The organism is Corynebacterium sp. HMSC073H12, assembly GCF_001837775.1.
GTDB classification, from domain to species: Bacteria; Actinomycetota; Actinomycetes; order Mycobacteriales; family Mycobacteriaceae; genus Corynebacterium; species Corynebacterium amycolatum.
On record NZ_KV834035.1, the window covers coordinates 74,487 to 94,236 of the forward strand.

Below are 19,750 nucleotides of genomic sequence, written 5' to 3' on the forward strand. Positions count from 1 at the left end.
ACGACTTTGGCGACTGCGGAGATTCGGCGTGCATACCTTCATCTTTGCAGCCACCGAGGCCACCCGGGAAATCCAGTTCAACCCGGGTGGGTGCACCAGTGAGGTATCCGAGTGCAGCCTGACCGCCTCGAGCATTATTTAAATGGAAATCTAGATGGAAATGCGGCCCTCAACTGCAGGTAGTGCAATGTCGGTGCGGTAGTGCGAGCCCTCGAGCTTAATGGTCTTGATGGTCTCGTATGCCTTATCGCGGGCCTCTTCCAACGTGTCACCAACGCCGATGACGTTGAGCACACGGCCACCAGCGGAGACCAGCTCACCTGCAGCATTGCGGGCAGTACCTGCGTGGAGAATGCCATCTGCCTCGCGACCAGGCTCTGCACCTTCAATGACATCGCCCGTGCGCGTCGACACCGGGTAGCCTTCAGCTGCCAGCACAACAGTCAGAGCGTACCCATCACGCCAAGACAGCGGACCGAAGTCCGCCAATGTGCCGGTAGCAGCGGCGTTGAGCAGCTGCGCCACCGGGGACTCCAGCAGCGCCAGCACGGCCTGGGTCTCCGGGTCACCGAAACGGCAGTTGAACTCAATGACAGCCGGGCCGTCCTCGCCCCAGGCCAGCCCCGCGTACAGCAGCCCCTGGAAAGGGCAGCCGCGAGCGGCCATCTCACGAGCGACCGGCTCACAGACCTCGGTAACAATGCGCTGGGTTGCGCCTTCTGGCAGCCAGGAAAGTGGGCTGTAAGCACCCATACCCCCGGTGTTTGGCCCCTCGTCGTTGTTGCCAACGCGCTTGTGGTCCTGTGCCGGCAGCAGCGGAACGACGGTCTCCCCGTCAACCAAGCAGAACAGGGAAACCTCCGGGCCATCCAAGAAGGACTCCAGCAGTACCGGGTTGCCGGCTGCCAGAACCGCCTTAGCGTGTTCAAGAGCTTCAGCGCGGTCCTTAGTGACCACCACGCCCTTGCCAGCAGCCAGACCGTCATCCTTCACGACCCAGTTCGGGCCAAAGCGGTCAATGGTGGCCTCGATGTCTTCGTCGGAAGCCTCCGGCTGAATAGCCTCTGCCGAGGCGGTCTTTACTCCAGCCGCCTTCATGACGTCCTTAGCGAAAGCCTTCGACCCCTCAATCCGAGCTGCATCAGCGTTCGGGCCGAAAACCGCAAAGCCAGCGTCGCGCAGTGCGTCTGCCACACCCGCGACCAGCGGAACCTCCGGGCCAATAACAACCAAATCGGCCCCAATTTCCTTGGCCAGCGCAACAGCGCCAGCGGGGTCATCCACGACCAGTGGATGCATGGTGGCAATTTCACTCATACCCGCATTACCAGGGGCTACGTGAAGATCAGTAGCCTGCGGGTCCTTACTCATTGCGTACAACAGGGCGTGCTCACGGGCACCGGAGCCAATTACGAGGATGCGCATAGCAATCATCTTACTAATCAGCCCGGATAACTCTCATCGCACCCAACCCCTCAATCCGCTATTCGGGTTACCCTTGGCACATGAGCACAGTATTTACCAAGATCATCAACGGTGAACTCCCCGGTCGTTTTGTCTACCGCGATGACAAGGTCGTCGCATTTTTGACCATCGAGCCAATCGCACCTGGTCACACTCTGGTTGTCCCTGTTGAAGAGGTGGACAAGTGGACAGACGCCTCGCCTGAGCTGTGGGCTCATCTCAATGAGGTTGCCCAGAAGGTTGGTCAGGCTGTTGTCTCCGCTTTTGACGCTCCACGTGCTGGCTACCTCATCGCCGGCTTTGAGGTTCCGCACACCCACATCCATATCTTCCCTGCCCACGACATGTCCGGCTACAACCTCCAGTCGGTCGATCGCAATCCTTCCGCAGAGTCCATGGATGAGGCCGCCGCTAAGCTACGGGAGGCCCTCGGGACTGATGAAGACGGAAAGTTGGTGCGCTAATCGCCGCTTCAAAAGAGAATTTTCGGGAAGAACAACTTCCGGTAGTCCCTGCCCCGGAGGGGCAGGATCCGGAGGCGCAAAAACCGGCCGCAGTTGAAGGATCGGCATCTCTCCCCTATGCCATCTTCCGTCCGCTGCGTGGTGTTTTCGAAGATAACTGGGGAGCCAAAGTGTCCAAATCCCGGCCGTGGCCGGTCATCCTCCTGCACGGAACAGGCCAGGTCAAGGGAATTTGGGAGACCCTCGGCGGTCAGTTACGGGAGGATGGCTGGGCTGTCTTCGCGCCGGATTTTGGCCACCGTGCAACAGATCCCATCAATCAGTCCATCGACATGCTCGTGCCCTACATCAAGGCTGTCCTGCACGCGACTGGTGCCAAGCACGCCGTTATCGTGGGGCACTCGCAAGGCGGCTTAATTGCCACCCTGCTTTCTCTGCGCATTTCCAAGTACATCAAACATGTTGTCTGCCTTGCCGCGCCCAATCACGGCACCAACCTGGGCGGCATCGCTTCCGGTATCACTAAGATTCCCGGCACAAAGTCGCTGATGAGCAACTTCGTTCAGAACTACTGGGGCGTTTCCGGTTTGGAACAGCTCACGGGCTCAAAGATGGTTTTGAACTCCAATTCCCACGATATCCTCGGTCCCGGTGTTACTTACACCTGCATTGCCACCAAGTATGACCAGCTCATTTCCCCTCCACAGTCCTGTTTCTTGGACGATGGTGACACAGGCATGGTCACCAATCTCTATGTGCAGGACGCGTTCCCTCAAGCCATCATTTTGCACGAGCAAATGGCGCACGATTGGCGTCCCCGCGCGCTTACTCGCGAGGCACTATTCAAGCTGGTAGGCGAGGATTTTGACCCAACTGAGCATGCGGAATAGACCGCTCCTAGCGCGGATTTTCCCACCGACAGCCGCACATCCGTCCTTACCAAATCCGAGTCCGGCAGCGGGGGACCTCAGAGATCCCGTTCCGGTTATCGCACTACATGGCACGCTCGATAGTCCCGGCGCGTGGGCACCGCTTGCCGACGGACTCCGTGACTGTGGCCGCCGAGTCTATGTACCGGCCTACGGAAACCGCGGCACTGCTGCCATTGCGGATTCTGTGGCCGAGGTCGAGGCCTATATCAACGGCGTTTGCGCTGAAACGAACTCGGACACGGTCGATATTGTGGCTCACTCTCAGGGTGGGCTACTGGCTTTCCTGCTGTTTACGCGCCTAGCGAACCATGAATGCGAGCGTTTTTCGTTTCGACGTGTCATCAGTGTGTCGAGCTCTGTCGGCGGTGTAAATCTGACTGGAATCTCCAGCATTTTGGGCTGGTGGAATGGGACACCTGCCCGCTGGCTAATGGGACAGGCTTTAGCCGATCAAATTGCGGTAGCGGCAGGAAAATACAGACTGCCTGCCGCCAACACTGCCCCGCACCTCCGAGGGCACAAGGCAGCCGCACCTGACTGGATTAATGTCATCAGCCACCATGACAACCTGGTCATTCCGTGGTCCGATACCGCGCAGAGCTTCCTGCCGGACAGCCAAACTGTTTTGCTCGAAACCGAGCTGGAGGGCAGGTCTGTTGCGCATTGGAAGCAGCAAACAGACCCCGAAGTGATCAATCTGATCACTCGGCTATTGGCGTAGAGCTTCGACCTAGAACTTGGTCAGCGACTCGCGCGCGGTAACGACATCCGCAAGCAGCTGCTGCGCGGCTGGCGAGGGGTTTTCGGAGGTGAGGGCCTCGATGACGACGTCGGGAAGCCCTGCGGCTCGGTAGTCGTCGACAGTGACATCGCCGTACTCGAGGACCCCGTGGAGCCATGCGACTGCACGCGACTCTGGCGAAATGCAGCGTCGTGCGGTGCGTTCCTGCTGGACGAGCACATCACGGTTTTCCACCCCGCGCATCCCCAGCCGCGCAAGAGTGCGAGCAGCAGAGATGAGGTTCTCACCGGCAACACGATCCTGCTGATTCGGATTGGCCGGCGGCTTCTTGCGACCACGACGGCGCACGTAGAGCTCCTGCTGACCAATACCGACCAGGGAACCATCGCGGTTTCGGATTACAGAGGTGTATGGAACGACCGTCGAATAGCCACCTTCGGTTTCGGCCTTAAGCTTTTCGACCATCTCATCCGACACCTCTACCTCGAGGTACGCACCGTTCTTACCCGGCCGGATAAATTCAAACGACCCAGTTCGCGTCCACGCCTCGTACTTCTTGACATCCAGGCGCTGCATAACCAGCGTGCCAAACAGCACATCCGTCATCGAAAACAGTGCACCGCCAAATGCCGCGCCATGCATATTCGCAGTCAGAGCGTTCAGGCGCAGCTCCAATCGCCCCTCAGACCAGTCATCCGCAATCTCGGTGATACGGATGCCGGTGCCAAACAGCGGCGGCCAAATGTTCAGCAAGAACTTTGCCTTAGCCGGGGACATCTCTTTCTCAGCAAGTTTGTACAGGGTGCGTCGCAGCGAGGGACCAATAGACATAACTACTTACATTAGGTGCTGACCGGACGAACGCGGGCATTATCGTCAGAAAACAAAGTGTGTCGGCCGCAGAACATGCTTTACGACGGTTCCCGCGCCCCACCTTTTATTAAGACAGCGACTATTTAGGCAGCAAACCGTTCCGCCAGCGTATTGACGCGCTGTACGAAATAATCCCGCAATTGCACGTAGCGAGGGTAGCCATAAATACCGCGGTCAGCCGGGTCATCATATTCCCAGCGCTCCGTCTCTACATCTGGTGCGATGTAGTCCGACACATCGATTTTCCCCACGACAATGACCACATCCGCACTGTCTGCGAGAGACGGCGTGAGTTGATGAGGATCACCGTCACACCGTGCCCCCACCTCACAGAGCGCACGCCGCGCGTCTTCATCCAGACCGCGGTCATCATCATCGATGCTGATACCTGCTGACAAAACTGTCAGGCCTGGGGCAGCTTGCCGCAGCAGCCCTTCTAGTACGCGTGAGAGTCCCATGTTTGAACTACTGACAAAGAGCACCTCTGACATGGCTCTATCGTAGAATATTTTTCTCGAAGAAATCACCCCAGCTTGTGGGGTTTTCTGGAAGGTTTTTACAGAAAACTGCCAAAAGCGCCCATAGCGCAGGCCCTTCCCCGAGACCAGCCCTATCGACACTTATGACTTAAAAACAAAGTCCACTTTACATGCGCATGTAACCCCTGTGAAACGTGGGGTTAGTGTTACGTATGTGAATGCTCTGTGGCCTGTGATTTTCCGGGTGTCGGCGGTGCGTTGTCCTGCTGCCGGTGTTGCGTCGTCCTGCTGCCGGTGTTGCGTTGTCCTGCTGTCGGTGTTGCGTTGTCCTGCTGCCGGTGTTGCGCTGTTCTGCTGCCGGTGTTGCGTTGTCCTATCGATGCAATATTCACCTATCGATACGCAGCAGCGTGGCCATAAGTGGATAGCTCATCCATATGTTGACCGGGACTTCCGACAACGTGCGCATAAGTGACAGAAGATTCCCCGACACCAGCCCCGACAGACATTTGCCCTTTAATCTGTCTTCAAACGCATCCTTTGCTCCCCGCCCAGTCCCCTTAAACCGGATAAAATTGGCGGGGACCGATTGCTCGCGAATTGGAGAACCACCGTGACCGACTCTCGCGATATTAAACCTTTTGCATCCAACCGCGGCCCCAAAGTGACCTCCATCGGTGCCATCATCGGCGCAGCCGCAGTGGGCGGCCTGCTTCTCGGAGGTGTCGGTGCGGGCACCTGCTTGGCAATTCTCGATGTGCCCGAGCGCTCCGACTACGTCATGCAGACTGCGCAGCGTGAGGTACAGGCTGACATCATGGACCCGGACGATGTGCTCACGCCGGAGGAAGAACAGCGCATGCTTCGCGATGTCTCCCTGATCGCCGCCCCTGACGTGGTCCAAGAGCTGCACTACATGGTCTTTGCCGAGAACAAGGAAAACGTTAATGACTCCGTAGAGGAGTACCTGCGCGATAACCACCAGGAGCTCATCGGCAAGGATAAGTTTGCTGATGGCCAGGTCTTCGTCGGCGTGGGCCTTAATCCGCGCCAAGCCTTCGTCTTCGCGGGTGAGGACGTGGCTGCTCAAATGAAGCTACGCAAGAATGACAGCCATCTGAAACAGTCCATCGAAGCAATTAAGCCGGGCGTGCGGGATGACAACATTCCTGCTGGCCTCTTTGCTGGCGCAGCGGCTGCAATCGACGTAGACCGTGCTGCGGATACTCAGTACGAGGGCGCAAAAGAGGATCGGATGGGGGCGGCCGTTGGCCTCGGGGTGGCGGGCCTGAGCGTTGGCGGCGCTGGTGTCGGCCTCGCCGGCGGTGTACGCCGCAGCCGACAGAAGAAGACACAGCAGGCACGCGAGGACTGGGACTACGTGTCGCAGACCTACACCGGTGTGGCGCAACGGCTAAGGGAGATTGATATTCGAGCGCACTCGCTCCAATCAGGACTGGTGGATGAGCGCCTGCGCCAGGACTGGGAGGGTTTGCGCGATGACTTCCTAGCGATCGATAGCCAGGTTGGTTCCCTCATGTCGATTCCGGCGGATGCGCCAGATGAGCAATTCCGCTCACGCTCCGAGCTCATCGCCAACGTGCGCCAACTGTGCGAGCGCGTGGAAACCGCTGAGGTCAATATTGAAAAGCTGCACCGCATTGAGAACGCTGATGCGGATGCTCGCCGCTATGAACTCTACGAGCTGGGGAAGGATCTGGCACAGGCAGGCTACTTGGCCGCAAGCATCGACTCGACGCTTGAGCGCCACGCGAAGGAGTTGGAAGATGCCGCCACTGAATTATCCAAGGAACCACACCATCCGCAGTTCATGGAGCGCTACCTAGAACTCTTGGATCGCTCCGCGCTCTTGTCGGAGCACGTGCAGTCCCAGCTGCAGAAGCGCAATGAGGCCGACGAGCGCCCCGAGCGCACGCGCATCTACGACTCTAATTTCTTCGCTGGCTCCGGCTACCACGGCTACGTACCCTTCTATGTCGTGAGCACCTGGGATAGCGATGCCACCACTGCCCGCGACAGCTCTTCTAGTAGCGGCGGCGTCAACAGCGGGTTTAGCTCGGGGTTTTCCGGTTCAGGTGGTTCTTCCAGCTTCTAAGCCGGCTTACGGGGCAGAAGGGATGCGGACGTTCTGTTAGACGATTTCACCCCTCACGCTACTTAACCCCCTACTTTTTCCCCTTAAAACCAAAGAACCCCAGGCCGGAAAACTTCCTGACCTGGGGTTTTGGAGCCGGAAACGGGACTCGAACCCGTAACCTACTGATTACAAATCAGTTGCGCTACCAATTGCGCCATCCCGGCAACTTTAAAGCGACCCTTTTGGCGTTAGCCGTCGCTGGCTCGAAAGAATCAGAGTCAACCTGAGAATCGAACTCAGCTGTGCCGCTGACAGGCGATTGTACAGGTTGGCAAGCAGAAGTTAAAAACGACACCACAGGAATACTGCAACCGCACTTCCTGAACACTTTTCTGCACACTAAAAGCCCCGCTCAGATAAGTAAATTCGCCGCCTCAAAAACGAATTGAGATTCTCGGTCGCTGACGGGGTAGTGTGACTATCGCTAAATCACTGGGGCTATGTTTCTGCAACGTCTCCACATCGCGTCTTTGCAGCATCACTGCAATGCACCCCAGGCAGTATCGGGGAAAGGAAGTGTCGACATGTCATTCGCTGGTGACAGCAATTCCAACGCCGGAGAAAACTCCGCAGCGAAGAATGATCTCCACGACGCCGAAGCCACTGCCTCTTACGACACTGACCCCACCGTCCCTCACGACGACACTCCGCAGACCCAGTTTCCTGCAATCGACGATCAGTCCACCTTCAAGCAGCGCGTGATTGATTTCGTTTCCGGCCCAACGGCAACTGTCGACCTAGTGCACTCGACCACTACCCCACTGCCGCTGGCACCGATCGATTATTCCGACCCGAGTCAGGTCACGGCCGTACTCGATCTCGCTGCTCGCATCGGCGGGTTGCTGCTGGCGTGTGGCTCGGGCAACCGCGATACCGAGCTGCAGATTAAGGCCGTGACCTCAGCCTATGGCCTCACCCAGATCCAGGTCGACATCACATTGACCTCCGTGACGGTCTACCACCTCATCGGTGCCCGCCGCACACCAATTACAGCTATGCGCGTGGTCACCGCACCAGTGCCCGACTTCGAGCGCTTGCGTCACACCGACCGTGTCATCCGCCGAATTCGCGCAGGCCACCTGAGTTTGGAGGAGGCTATTGAGGCTATCGACAAGGTCGAGCGTGAGCCCGCAAAATACCGCCTCCGCGTCATCTACGCTGGCTGGGCATTGCTGGCTTCATCTGTGACAGTGCTGCTCGGCTCGAGCTTCGGGGTCGCCCTTATCGCGGCTGCGGTCACACTGGCCATCGTCATCGTGATTGGTGAACTCGCCGCCCGCGAGTTGCCCACATTCTTCCAGAACGCAGTCGGCGGTCTCATCGCCACACTCTCTGCTGCTGTACTCAATGCGGCGCAGGCGTATCTCCCCTTTGAAATGCAGCCATCCAGGCTGATCGCCTCGGGAATTATCGTGATGCTCGCCGGCCTAACCCTCGTGCAAGCACTGCAAGACGGCATCACCGGCGCACCCGTGACTGGCTCCGCGCGCTTCTTCGACACCATGTTGTTGACCGGCGGAATCGTCGCTGGCATCGCAATGGGCATCGAGTTTTCCGGAATGCTGGGCATTCCGCTTCCCGACGTCATCGCGGGCTCCGACCTCAACCTTGCACAGGCAACAGTGAGGGTGATAGCGGGAACTACCGCCTCAATCGCATTTGCGTTGGCCTCGAATGCTGGATTCACCGCGTTGGCAGTGTCCGGAACGGTCGCCCTGCTGGGGTCAATGACCTACTACTACGTGTTGACTCCGCTGGGAGTTCATCCGGTGACCAGCGCAGGCGCGGCGGCGACTCTAATTGGTCTCATCGGTGGCCTGCTGGCGCGACGTTGGTCCATCCCGCCGCTAATTACGGCAGTGGCAGGCGTCACCCCACTGCTTCCGGGTATGACAATCTACCGCGGTATGCACGCACTGCTGCACGACCACCCGACCAAGGGGTTTACGGCGCTGGCCTCAGCGCTAGGCATTGCGACGGCACTAGCTGCGGGCATTGTCCTCGGTGAATGGATGGCGCGCAGGCTCCGTCGCCCTCGCGCACTGCGCGAAGACAGTGGCCTGACCCGTCCAATCCGGGCCGGTATGCGTCGCATCCGTCCTGTGAATCCGCGGAACAAGCCTCGCCGTCCACGCAACTACCGCTTCAAGGGCGGTATGAACCCGCGCCTGGACTAGTCGCTGCGTGAACTGGCCGCTTCCGGAACCAGGTTGTCCACACCGCGCGACCAATCAACAACGTGGTAGAATTAGGTTTTTGAATTGTAAGTAGCGCTTAAAGCCGAAACTGCGTCATCACAATCCCATTCTTTCTCCGCTGAACTCGGTTGAGCTCAGTGACGGGAGCATGTGGCGAGATGGCTGGCAGAAGTAGGTGTATTGGGCGCAATTAAGGCCATGCTTGCCAGGAGGATTCGTGCCACCGAAGGTCACAGACACTCGCACTGCTCAGAACGAGGCTCTTCACAAGGTCGAAGAAAAGACCGCTGCTGGCGCACGGCGAATTGTGGCTACCTTCGCCGAGGACTTCTACGATGCCGTCACTCTGATGTGCATGCTCGGAGTGGAGAAGGAAGGCCTGAGCTTCAAGAAGGTTCACGAGGAGTACGAGAAGGAACACGCTCCGAAGACCGCAAAGCGCACACGCAAGTCCACTAAGAAGACTGCGAAGAAGTCGGCCAAGAAGGCTGCAAAGAAGACCACTCGTAAGACGGCGAAGAAGGCTACAAAGAAGGCCGCCAAGAAGACGACGAAGAAGGCTGCTAAGAAGAGCACCAAGAAGGCAGCTAACTAACGGGGTCACGCAGCATGGGTCGGAGCGGGAAAAAGGCGGTTGCCACAGTAGCTGTCGTTGCGGCGGTGTCCATGACGGCTACCGCATGCCAGGCAAAGCCGGCAGCAGAGATCGTCGGCAAGCAGTGGCAGATAACCGCAATCTTTGATGACCCAAACCTGCCCCACGGCGTGCCGGACGGAACGCAGGCACCGACTATTACGCTGGGGCAGACAACATATACTTTCGCTGATTCCTGTAGCAACGGCTCTGGTTCGCTGCAGTGGAAGGGCGAGGCGGTCGAATTCGGCACCCCAGAGCAGACTCGCAGTTTGGACTGCTCAGCCCAGGCTCAGACCTATTCGGAGCGCTTCCACAAGATTGTTGCGGGCGAATTCGTCTACACGCAGGACAACAATGGTCTGCGCATGCGAGAGATAAAAGACACCAAGCCGGGCGAGGACCGCCGCGGATGGACTGCGACTACCTCGGGTTACACCGAGGGGCGCTGACGCCACTTTTGATCAACAGGCGCATCGGTGCCGGGGTGAGAAACCCGTGCGTAAGAACCGCGGTGGTAAATGAGCGGATTGATTTCTTCACGCTTGCCGATAGCCACAATATCCGCCGTCACGACCCAGTGATCGCCGCCTTCGTAAACATCGACGACGGTGCAATCAATCCACACGGAGCAGCCGTGCAGTAAAGGGTTGCCCAGCTCAGAGCGGGTCCACTTCCCCGTCTTGAACTTTTCGCCATTACTGCGACCGAAGGCTGCCGAGATATCCTCCTGATCCTCAGCCAACACGTTGACGGAGAAACGTCCAGCGTTCCGTATGTGCGGCCACGACCGCGAGGTCTTCATGACAGTAAACAGAACCATCGGTGGAGTAAGGCTGAGAGAGGAAAAAGACTGACAGGCAAAACCGTACGGCTCACCTTCGTCCTCGGTGGCGATAATGGTCACGCCAGTGGTGAACTCACTCATCGCGCCACGGATAGACATTTCATCCAATTCGACGGGGCCGCCAAGTTCGACATGGTCGTGGCCGGTGGCTTCCGGATTATTGAAAGCCGCAGCTGATCGGTCGGTGCTCGAATTTGTTGAATCTGTCATGTAATAGACCTTAATCTGAATCCGAACACAGTAAAGACGAGGTAGGGTTTACCACCCCAAGAACCTCCGATAGCGCCACGATGTTATTGCCTCGTCGGCCCGCTACCCGGCTGACGGTGCCGACGGCGCTGCAGTTGTCGCTCCAACGACAAACTCAGTCTCCAACAAGACGCGAGGAGCGCAACCGCTGTCCTCGTGTGCGGCCTCAAGCTCCTCGGCCAGCGCGCGGCCGACGGCAATACCCTTCTGCCTATTCGGCTGAATCACGGTGGTCAGGTTGTGAAAGAGGGCGCGCTCAATTCCGTCAAAGCCGGTGATGGACAGGTCCTCTGGAACACGAATTCCGTTCTCCTCGGCATATTCCAAGACCGCAATTGCCTGAGTATCCGTGGTACAGACCACTGCCGTGAGATCCGGGTTGTCGGTCAGCAGCTGGCGAGCCGCATCGCGGTTGTTCTCGCGGTCATTGAGGTGACGCTCGATGATAGGCACATCCGCCTGCTGAATACCGACCTCGGCAAGCGCTTCCAGCGCACCTTCGACGCGGTTCTTCTGCACCTGGTGATGAGCTTCTGCCAGCCGCTTCTCCGTGACATATCCCGAGTTCGGGGTACGCGACAAGCGCACCGAAAGGATTCCCACCTTGCGATGCCCCAACTCAGTCAGGTGCCGCACCGCGGGCTTGATGGCCTCACGGTCGTCGATGCCCACAAACGGTAGAGCCGCCGCATCTGCAGGCTGGTCGCACACGACCGTCGGCAAGCCGCGAGCGCGCACCGCAGCGAGGAACGGATCGTTGTCCGCGACGGAGTAGACCACGAAGCCGTCGACCACCGCCTGCCGAATCAGATTGAGATCTACGTCCCCGCCCTCCTCGGAGGAAGCTGGAATGACCAACATGGAGTCGCCCATTTCGCCGAGCTCTTCTGCAAGGCCGGCGAGAAAGTCCACCGACGCAGGGTCTTCAAAAGCGAATGGGAGGTGCTCGGTGAACAGCACGCCGATGGCGCCAACCCGGCGCATGCGCAGACCCCGAGCCATTGGGTCCGGCCCCGGATATCCAAGCCGCTCCGCAGTTTCCAGGATGTGCTCGCGCAACTTCTCTGAGAGCTGGTCAGGACGGTTGTAAGCATTGGACACAGTCGTGCGCGAGACCCCAAGTTCTGCTGCGATGGAAGCCAAGGTGCCACGACGACGCCGACTTTGCACGGAATACCGACCCTTCTTGAAAAACCAACAGTGACTGCCCGCTCAGCTATCTTCGCTCATCTACCTCAGGCAGAAAACCTCAGTTTTATGGAAAAGAACTGCAACGAGCATTACACGCATCTAATCGCGGACAACTTTACCCAACGAATGTGCGCGACTGTCATTTCTGCCACTCCGGCAGCGATCCGCCTTGTGACTGGAGCTCCGCAGCCCCTACTATGTTCTTTGAACTAAAAGACAACTGTTTTCAATAGCGGTTAATGCCCAGGAGCTGAATAGAGGAAATAATTCAGCTCGCAACAGGATTGGATACATATATGAAGGCACGCTTTTCCACGCGCATCGCGGCGCTAGTCGCCAGCGCCGGCCTCGTCGCTGGCCTCGGCGCATGCTCCAGCAATGATGACAGCGCTACGTCCGCGGGCAAGTCCGAAGACACCATCAAAGTGGTCACCTCCAACAAGGTCTGGGCAGACGTCGCCGACGCAGTCACCGACGACGAGAAGGTCGCCATCGACCCGATTATCGCGTCCAACGACATCGACCCCCACTCCTACGAACCGGCCGCAGCCGACATGGCAAAGGTAGAGGACGCCGATATTCTCGTCGCAGGTGGCGGGCATTACGACGCATGGCTGACCTCTTCTCTGCGTGACGCAAAGGATAAGGTCATCATCTCTGCGCTGCCGCAAGAAGAGGGCCACAACCACAATCACGATCACGAGGGTCACGGCCATGAACATGACCATGACCATGAAGGCCATGACCACAATCACGAGGGCCACGGCCATGAACACGACCACGACCATGAGGGGCACGACCACGACCATGGCGACCACGAAGGTCACGAGCACCACCACGATGGCGAGGCCAACGAGCACATCTGGTACGACACCGATGCGGTTGAAGAAACTGCAGAGCAGCTCGCCGAAGCTCTGACCAAGCTAGGCGCCAAGGCCGACACCAAGGCTGTCGACAAGGAAATCAAGGACATCGAAGAGGCCAAGAGTAAGCTCAAGGCCGCTAAGGTTGCTCAGGTTCACCCGCTGGCCGATGACATCCTGAAGGACACGAAGGTCGAGGACATCACCCCGAAGGGCTACCGTCAGTCCACGCTGAATGAGTCCGAACCGTCGGCAAGCGATGTCAATGAAATGTTGAAGCTGATTGAGTCCGGCGAGCTCGACTACCTCATCGACGCACCGCAGACCCACGACCAGGTCTCGCAGCGACTCGTCGAGGCAGCCAAGGCAAAGGGCGTTAAAATCGTCGATGTTTTTGAGTCACCCAGCACTGACCAGTCGTTCTTTGACCTCTACAAGCAAACCCTTTCCGATATGGAGTCCGCATAACTTTGCCCTCACTGACTTTTACTGACGCAGCCGTCGAACCGCTGTGGTCCGGTCTGAATTTGGATATCGAGCCCGGCGAGTTCTTGGCCATCCTGGGGCCGAACGGCGTCGGCAAATCCACGCTGCTGACCACAGCCCTTGGCATGCGGCGGCTGACTCACGGTTCAGTAAAAGTCGACGGGAACCTGGGCTACATTCCGCAGCAGCGGATGTTCGAGCCCTCGCTGCCCATTCGGGTTCGCGACCTCGTCGAGCTGGCGGCCGGCAAGAACCGCTCCGCCACCGACCAGATGCTGGAGTTTGTCGGCGCTACGGGTATTGCGGACCGTCGTGTCGGCACGCTCTCTGGCGGTCAGCAGCAGCTTGTCCGTCAGGCACAGGCGCTCGTTTCGGCGCCGGATTTTTTGCTTTGCGACGAGCCTCTGCTCTCCCTCGACCCTGCGGCACAGCGAACCACGGTTGAGCGCCTGGACCGGCATCGCCGGGAAAATGACACGGCAGTCGTCTTTGTCACCCACGACATCAACCCCATCCTGGGCGTCTGTGACCGGGTGCTCTACCTGACGCCGCATGGACATGCGGTCGGATCGGTCGAGGAAATTATCACCTCAGAGACGCTCTCGGAGCTCTACCAAACCAAAATTGTGGTTGCCCGTGTCGAGGGAAAGTTGGTTATCGCCTAATGACCCTACTGGCTCAGTATTTCTCCGACACCGCCGCCCTACTCCAGGTCGGATTCGTCCACAATGCCCTCATTGCAGCAGCACTGCTTGGGCTAATTTCCGGCATCATCTCGCCCCTGATTGTCATGCGGCAGATGAGCTTCACGGTCCACGGCACCAGTGAGCTGGCACTCATGGGCGCATCCGCGGCTCTATTACTGGGTGTCAGTGTCAGCAGCGGTGCCATTATCGGCTCGGTGCTCATCGCAATAGTCCTGGCGACACTGTCGCTTCGAGGGCGCCAAGATGCGGTTGTGGGCGTGGTCTTGAGCTTCGGCATGGGCTTATCGGTGCTGTTTATCCACCTCTACCCTGGCCGGACAAGTACCGCGTTTTCACTTCTCACCGGCCAGATCATTGGCCTGACTGACACTTCTCTATGGACGATGGCCATCGTCGCGGTCATCGTCGTCGGCGGCGTTGCCTGGAAATGGCGGCCGCTGCTATTCGCCTCCGCCGACCCCATCATGGCCGCCGCCAGTGGTGCCAACGTGAAGGCGCTATCGATCTACTTCGCGATTCTCACCGGTCTCGTCGCCGCCCAAGGCGTGCAGATTGTCGGCTCCCTGCTCGTCATCGCCCTGATTATCACCCCGGGTGCCGCAGCCGCATTCGTTACTGCCTCGCCGGTGAAGACCATCATTTTGTCGACCATCTTCGCTGAGGTCGCGGCTGTCGGCGGCATCGTTCTCTCGCTCGCACCGGGTATCCCGGTCAGCGTTCTAGTGACGACAATCGCGTTTGTCATCTACCTGGCCTGTTACGCCATTGGAACGGTGCAGTCGCGCAAGGCAACGCGTGACGACGTCCAGGCTGCGAAGTGGAGCAAATAGACACATACGCTTTTTCGAAGTGGCTTTTAAAACAACAAAAACATCGGGCAGCTCCTCGAGAGACGATTGCGGAGAAGGTGCGTCCACCTTCCCTCTCGCCACCGAGGGGCTGCCCGTATTTTTGCTGGATTCTCTAAAAGCAGACTCCAATACCCCCAGCTCTCTTTAAGACTGCGAGGCTGCCGAAATGGGGTGACCCGGCAGACAGAAAAACTAACGCTGACGATGTCGTGGTCTGACATCTCAGTGACCCAAAAGCTAGCTGTACAAGCCACCGCTAGGTCCGTGAGCATCCCTAAATTACGGCCAATTACGCCCCCATTTCTAGGAGCATGATTTGCCCGCCCTCCCCTTCGGGAAACTACGGATAATTTTCTGTTGGAAGTGATAATAACGCCGTCATTTCTGCAGCGCACGCCGGAAATAGAATTATCTTTAAAGCGCTGAACTACTGGGGGTAGCCATAAGTACCGGCCGCCATTTAGAACTCAAAATAGCCCACGTAAACGCCATTACTATAACGAATTGGTAATGGCGCCTACGGGGGTATCAAATGCGCTACTGGCTACTCTTTGCCCGGCGCTGGCGGGCAAACTCACTCAGAGTCACACCGGCAGCAACGGAAGCATTGAGCGACTCAACCCAGCCGGTCATCGGAATGGACATGATGGTGTCACAGGTATCGCGCACCAGGCGCGAAAGCCCCTTGCCCTCGGAACCGACGACCACAACCACCGGGGTGGTGCCGTCGTAAGTATCCAGAGTGTGGTCGCCACCAGCATCCAAGCCAACGACCTGGTAACCAGCCTTCTGGAACTGCTTGAGCGAGCGCACCATATTGGTCGCCCGCGCAACCGGCAGACGCGCAGCAGTACCAGCAGAGGTACGCCAGGCGACGCCCGTAATGGCGGCCGAGCGACGCTCCGGAATCACCACACCGTGACCGCCAAAGGCCGCCACCGAGCGAATGACCGCACCCAGATTACGGGGGTCGGTGATGTTATCCAGGCAGACGATAAGGCCCGGCTCACCGGTCTTGGCCACCGAATCAATCAGATCTTCGACAGATGCGTACTTGTACGGCGGAATCTGCAGGCCGATACCCTGGTGCATGGTGTTGCCGGTCATAGCGTCCAGCTCGTGGCGGGGTACCTCGCGAATCGGGATACCACGGGAGTTAGCAATACGCACTGACTCCTGCAGGCGCTCGTCATTGTCTGTACCCAGCGCCACAATCAGCGCTGCCGCTGGCACCTTTGCATGCAGGCACTCCACGACCGGGTTACGGCCAACTACCAGCTCGGTGCCATCCCCCTTGCGCTCATGGCGCCCGGAGTCACGGCGGCGCTTCTCTTTCGCCCGCTTATGAGCTGCGTGATAAACGCGGTCCTCTGCCTTCGGGGTCGGCCCCTTGCCACGCAAGCCACGCTTTTGGCCACCGGAGCCGCCAACATTCTTCTTGCTTGCCTTGCGCACTGCACCACGACGACCGTTGCCTGCCATAGCTACCTGCTTCCTGTTGTTTAAAAAGAGAAATGCTTTTCTTTAGCTTTAGTCAGCGACAGACCATGCCGGACCATCCGCGGTATCAGTTACCTCGATACCCGCTTCCTTCAGACGGTCGCGTACAGCATCAGCCGTAGCCCAGTCCTTCTCTGCACGAGCCCGGGTGCGCTCCTCCAACTGGTGCTCAACCAGCACACCGAGCGCATGCATTGCTGCATCAGAACCGGAATCGGAGGTTGCCCACTGCTCATTCAGCGGATCGAATCCCAGGACTGCGGCCATAGCGCGGACAGCACCGGCAATCTCCTTGGCCCTGGTCTCGTCGCCGTCGGCAAGCGCCTGATTGCCCCCACGGACAGCGTTGTGGATTTCCGCGAGCGCGCGTGGGACGGCGAGGTCGTCGTCGAGCGCTGCTTCGAACGCCGGCGTCCACTCACCGATTTCGATATCGCCGAGCTTATCGACGGCACGGTGCACAAACGCCTCGATACGACGGTATCCCGCTGCCGCTTCCTGCAGAGCCTCCTCGGAGTACTCCAGCACGGAGCGGTAGTGCGCACTACCGAGGTAGTAACGCAGCTCAACCGGACGCACCATGGTCAGAATATGCGGCACGGAGAGGACGTTACCGAGCGACTTCGACATCTTTTCGCCGGCCATTGTGACCCAGTGATTGTGCATCCAGTAGCGAGCAAAGCCGTCGCCAGCTGCGTGCGACTGCGCAATCTCGTTTTCATGGTGAGGGAACTGCAGGTCGAGACCGCCACAGTGGATGTCGAACTCCGAGCCCAAGTAGTAGGTAGCCATAGCGGAGCACTCCAGGTGCCAGCCCGGACGGCCATTGCCCCACGGCGTCGGCCAGGAGGGCTCGCCCGGCTTGGCCGCCTTCCACAGCGCAAAATCGTGCGCGCCACGCTTGCCCGGAGTGTTGGTCTCGCCCTGCTCCATCTCGTCAACGCGGTTACCGGACAGGCTACCGTAGTCGCTGCCTTCAGCCTTGGACCAGGCGTCCACGTCGAAATAGACACTGCCATCGACAGCGTAGGCGAAGCCGTTATCCATCAGACGCTGCATGTACTCCACCATCTGAGTGACATGTCCGGTAGCGCGCGGCTCAATGCTCGGCGGAAGAACACCGAGCTGGTTGTAGGCCCAGGTAAATTCGCGCTCAAAGCGGGAGACCCACTCCCACCAAGGGCGGCCGTGCTCGGCGGCCTTATTCAAGATCTTGTCATCGATATCGGTGACGTTACGCACAAACGCGACGTCATACCCCTTGGCGATCAGCCAACGGCGCAAGATATCAAAGGCCACGCCGGAGCGAACATGGCCAATGTGCGGCTGAGCCTGCGGAGTCGCACCGCACAGGTAAATGGAGGCATGCCCCTCGCGGAGAGGCTCAAAATCCTTCAGTTGGCGGGTTGCGGTATCGAAGATTTGAAAAGTCACAGCCCCGAGCATAGCGGGGAAATAGATACGGGTGAAAAAGAGAAAACGGCTAGCGCACACGGGCAATGTGTGTACGCTAGCCGTTACCCGGAAAAGTGCAGAAAATCCCTACTGGAAGGAACCGGGGAAGGGAGACGACTTATGCGTCTGCGTCCAGGTCCACCGGCTTATCGTCGGCTTCATCCTTCTTCTCACCAGCGGCACCTTCCTGTGCCAGTGTGCGGTGACGTTCGATAGTGGCATCGACGCGGGCAAAGACTTCCTCGACCTTGGCCTCATCAACGCCGTCGGCAAGCGCGAGCTCACCGACGAGAACCTGGCGAGCCTTGCTCAACATACGCTTTTCACCGGCGGACAGACCGCGGTCCTGATCGCGGCGCCACAGGTCACGGACTACCTCAGCGACCTTGTTAATATCGCCCGAGCCCAGGCGTTCCTGGTTGGCCTTGTAGCGGCGGGACCAGTTGCCGGCCTCTTCCACATCGGTCTCACGTAGCACGGAGAAGACCTTCAGCAGCCCCTCTTCACCGACAACGTCGCGGACGCCGACCAGCTCGGCATTCTTGGCGGGCACTTGGATGTTCAGATCACTCTGCAGAATCTGCAGTACGAGGTACTGAACGGTCTCACCGTTAAGCTCTCGTTCAATGATGTTTTCGATTTTCGCAGCTCCGTGGTGCGGATAAACTACGGTATCGCCAATGCTGAATTCCATGTAATGCACACGCCCTTTCCAACGGCCTTCCACCCTATCATGTCCCCCCATGATTTTACGGGTAGTATGAGAACATCTTAGGAAGACACTAAGGTGTTCTTTAAATACTGAAAATCCTATCGCCCATCCTCAAGCTACTGGAGGAAATCTAGTCATGGCCTTCAAGTCCGTACTTCGCCGCAGCGCCCTCATCACCGTCTCCGCAGCATCCGCAGTTGCACTTGCTGCCTGTGGCGCCGGTCAGATTTCGCAGACCGCAAATCAGCACCCGGCTGTCGACGGTGCGATGAACGGCGGCGAAGATGCTGCCGGCAAGGGTGCTGAGAACACCAACTCGGCTCTTGGCTTCGTCAACATCCGCGACGCTCACATCCTGGTTGACCCGGAGGCTGGTACCGCTGGTCTGAAGTTCTCCGCCAGCAACCAGCAGCGCGCTACCGAGTCGGTCTACACGCTGAAGTCCGTCACCGTTGAGGGTATCGGCGAGGTTGAGCTGAAGAAGGTCGCTGAGACTCCTTCCTTCGCTAAGGCTGCCAAGGGCGAGAACTCCCTGCCGCGCGAGTGCCAGATTGTTGCCGGCCCGAAGTCCGTCATCGATCCGCTGGCTAAGACCGCCAAGGACAACACCGGTTGCATCGGGTACTACACCAATGAGCTGGACCCGGCCACCCTGGTTGGCGACAAGAGCAGCGCTGCCGGCCAGAACCGCGAGGCCACCTTCGAGTTCACTGACCCGCAGGGCAACACCAACACCTACGACCTGGACATCACCGTCTCCGCTGACATTCTGGAAGCTGGTGCACCGAACCGCGGTGCTGACGGCATGATTGAAACCAAGTAAGCGCAGCGCGGTGCTGCTCCTGCGCTGCTCACGCGCAGCGCACTATTAGCGCTGGTACAGCGCAGTCCTGTCCCGCAAATAACGCGAGGAGCTTCATCGAGCGGGCATGGGCGATTGGTCGC

General features: G+C 58.6%; 19 protein-coding genes and 1 tRNA gene. 11 read left to right on the forward strand and 9 right to left on the reverse strand.

What is annotated here, in order from left to right; genetic code table 11:
• Positions 1–150 precede the first annotated feature (150 nt).
• Positions 151–1,425 (reverse strand): phosphoribosylamine--glycine ligase, encoded by a 1,275-nt coding sequence (purD, locus tag HMPREF2708_RS05425; protein WP_070833592.1) that lies wholly within the window; start codon positions 1,423–1,425, stop codon positions 151–153.
• A gap of 80 nt (positions 1,426–1,505) precedes the next feature.
• On the opposite strand from purD, the gene HMPREF2708_RS05430 reads away from it, so the two are divergent.
• From HMPREF2708_RS05430 to HMPREF2708_RS05440, 3 genes are all read left to right on the forward strand, one after another.
• Entirely contained in the window at positions 1,506–1,928 is a 423-nt protein-coding gene (locus HMPREF2708_RS05430; RefSeq protein ID WP_005511554.1) for an HIT family protein, read from the forward strand.
• A gap of 170 nt (positions 1,929–2,098) precedes the next feature.
• Positions 2,099–2,818, forward strand: coding sequence for an esterase/lipase family protein (locus HMPREF2708_RS05435; RefSeq protein ID WP_070833257.1), 720 nt, complete (start codon positions 2,099–2,101; stop codon positions 2,816–2,818).
• On the forward strand, positions 2,808–3,581 hold the full coding sequence (locus HMPREF2708_RS05440) for an esterase/lipase family protein (RefSeq protein ID WP_070833259.1): 774 nt from the start codon (positions 2,808–2,810) through the stop codon (positions 3,579–3,581). The genes HMPREF2708_RS05435 and HMPREF2708_RS05440 overlap by 11 nt, the downstream gene beginning before the upstream one ends.
• Positions 3,582–3,590: 9 nt before the next feature.
• Here HMPREF2708_RS05440 and HMPREF2708_RS05445 read toward each other — a convergent pair whose 3' ends face one another.
• On the reverse strand, positions 3,591–4,433 hold the full coding sequence (locus HMPREF2708_RS05445) for a PaaI family thioesterase (RefSeq protein WP_070833262.1): 843 nt from the start codon (positions 4,431–4,433) through the stop codon (positions 3,591–3,593).
• Positions 4,434–4,558: 125 nt separating this feature from the next.
• Positions 4,559–4,933: a hypothetical protein gene (locus HMPREF2708_RS05450; RefSeq protein ID WP_141762925.1), complete on the reverse strand. Its 375-nt coding sequence runs from the start codon at positions 4,931–4,933 to the stop codon at positions 4,559–4,561.
• Between the two features lie 634 nt (positions 4,934–5,567).
• On the opposite strand from HMPREF2708_RS05450, the gene HMPREF2708_RS05455 reads away from it, so the two are divergent.
• On the forward strand, positions 5,568–7,070 hold the full coding sequence (locus HMPREF2708_RS05455) for a hypothetical protein (protein WP_070833268.1): 1,503 nt from the start codon (positions 5,568–5,570) through the stop codon (positions 7,068–7,070).
• Positions 7,071–7,200: 130 nt separating this feature from the next.
• Here the strand turns inward: HMPREF2708_RS05455 and HMPREF2708_RS05460 are convergent.
• Positions 7,201–7,276 (reverse strand) — tRNA-Thr (locus HMPREF2708_RS05460).
• Positions 7,277–7,636: 360 nt separating this feature from the next.
• Between HMPREF2708_RS05460 and HMPREF2708_RS05465 the strand changes: the two genes are divergently transcribed.
• From HMPREF2708_RS05465 to HMPREF2708_RS05475, 3 genes are all read left to right on the forward strand, one after another.
• Positions 7,637–9,289 (forward strand): threonine/serine exporter ThrE, encoded by a 1,653-nt coding sequence (locus tag HMPREF2708_RS05465; RefSeq protein WP_070833271.1) that lies wholly within the window; start codon positions 7,637–7,639, stop codon positions 9,287–9,289.
• Between the two features lie 238 nt (positions 9,290–9,527).
• Positions 9,528–9,905, forward strand: a complete 378-nt coding sequence (locus HMPREF2708_RS05470; RefSeq protein WP_070833273.1) for a hypothetical protein — start codon at positions 9,528–9,530, stop codon at positions 9,903–9,905.
• A 14-nt stretch (positions 9,906–9,919) separates the two neighbouring features.
• Entirely contained in the window at positions 9,920–10,396 is a 477-nt protein-coding gene (locus HMPREF2708_RS05475; RefSeq protein WP_070833277.1) for an META domain-containing protein, read from the forward strand.
• Here HMPREF2708_RS05475 and HMPREF2708_RS05480 read toward each other — a convergent pair.
• Together HMPREF2708_RS05480 and HMPREF2708_RS05485 are read right to left on the reverse strand one after the other, a co-directional pair.
• Entirely contained in the window at positions 10,378–11,001 is a 624-nt protein-coding gene (locus tag HMPREF2708_RS05480; RefSeq protein WP_070833280.1) for a flavin reductase family protein, read from the reverse strand. The two genes, HMPREF2708_RS05475 and HMPREF2708_RS05480, sit on opposite strands and share 19 nt — an antisense overlap.
• Positions 11,002–11,103: 102 nt before the next feature.
• Complete coding sequence (locus HMPREF2708_RS05485; RefSeq protein ID WP_070833283.1) at positions 11,104–12,210, reverse strand: LacI family DNA-binding transcriptional regulator; 1,107 nt, start codon at positions 12,208–12,210, stop codon at positions 11,104–11,106.
• Between the two features lie 317 nt (positions 12,211–12,527).
• On the opposite strand from HMPREF2708_RS05485, the gene HMPREF2708_RS05490 reads away from it, so the two are divergent.
• From HMPREF2708_RS05490 to HMPREF2708_RS05500, 3 genes are read left to right on the forward strand one after another with little or no spacing between them, the layout of a single operon-like run.
• Positions 12,528–13,562, forward strand: coding sequence for a metal ABC transporter solute-binding protein, Zn/Mn family (locus HMPREF2708_RS05490; protein WP_070833286.1), 1,035 nt, complete (start codon positions 12,528–12,530; stop codon positions 13,560–13,562).
• Between the two features lie 2 nt (positions 13,563–13,564).
• Entirely contained in the window at positions 13,565–14,245 is a 681-nt protein-coding gene (locus HMPREF2708_RS05495) for a metal ABC transporter ATP-binding protein (RefSeq protein ID WP_070833289.1), read from the forward strand.
• Entirely contained in the window at positions 14,245–15,117 is an 873-nt protein-coding gene (locus HMPREF2708_RS05500) for a metal ABC transporter permease (protein WP_070833292.1), read from the forward strand. Before HMPREF2708_RS05495 ends, HMPREF2708_RS05500 begins: the two co-directional genes overlap by 1 nt.
• A gap of 558 nt (positions 15,118–15,675) precedes the next feature.
• Here the strand turns inward: HMPREF2708_RS05500 and rlmB are convergent.
• The 3 genes from rlmB to HMPREF2708_RS05515 all read right to left on the reverse strand — a co-directional run bounded on the left by rlmB (position 15,676) and on the right by HMPREF2708_RS05515 (position 18,787).
• Positions 15,676–16,620 carry a 23S rRNA (guanosine(2251)-2'-O)-methyltransferase RlmB gene (gene rlmB / locus HMPREF2708_RS05505; RefSeq protein ID WP_070833295.1) on the reverse strand — a complete coding sequence of 315 codons (945 nt, stop codon included), beginning with the start codon at positions 16,618–16,620 and terminating at the stop codon, positions 15,676–15,678.
• Between the two features lie 48 nt (positions 16,621–16,668).
• Positions 16,669–18,072: a cysteine--tRNA ligase gene (cysS, locus tag HMPREF2708_RS05510; RefSeq protein ID WP_070833593.1), complete on the reverse strand. Its 1,404-nt coding sequence runs from the start codon at positions 18,070–18,072 to the stop codon at positions 16,669–16,671.
• Positions 18,073–18,211: 139 nt separating this feature from the next.
• The gene (locus HMPREF2708_RS05515) at positions 18,212–18,787 is read right to left on the reverse strand and encodes a CarD family transcriptional regulator (protein WP_038626586.1); all 576 of its coding nucleotides are present in this window, start codon (positions 18,785–18,787) and stop codon (positions 18,212–18,214) included.
• 154 nt (positions 18,788–18,941) lie between these two features.
• Here HMPREF2708_RS05515 and HMPREF2708_RS05520 point away from each other — a divergent pair, with 154 nt between their 5' ends.
• Positions 18,942–19,628, forward strand: coding sequence for a hypothetical protein (locus HMPREF2708_RS05520; protein WP_070833298.1), 687 nt, complete (start codon positions 18,942–18,944; stop codon positions 19,626–19,628).
• Positions 19,629–19,750: the final 122 nt, after the last annotated feature.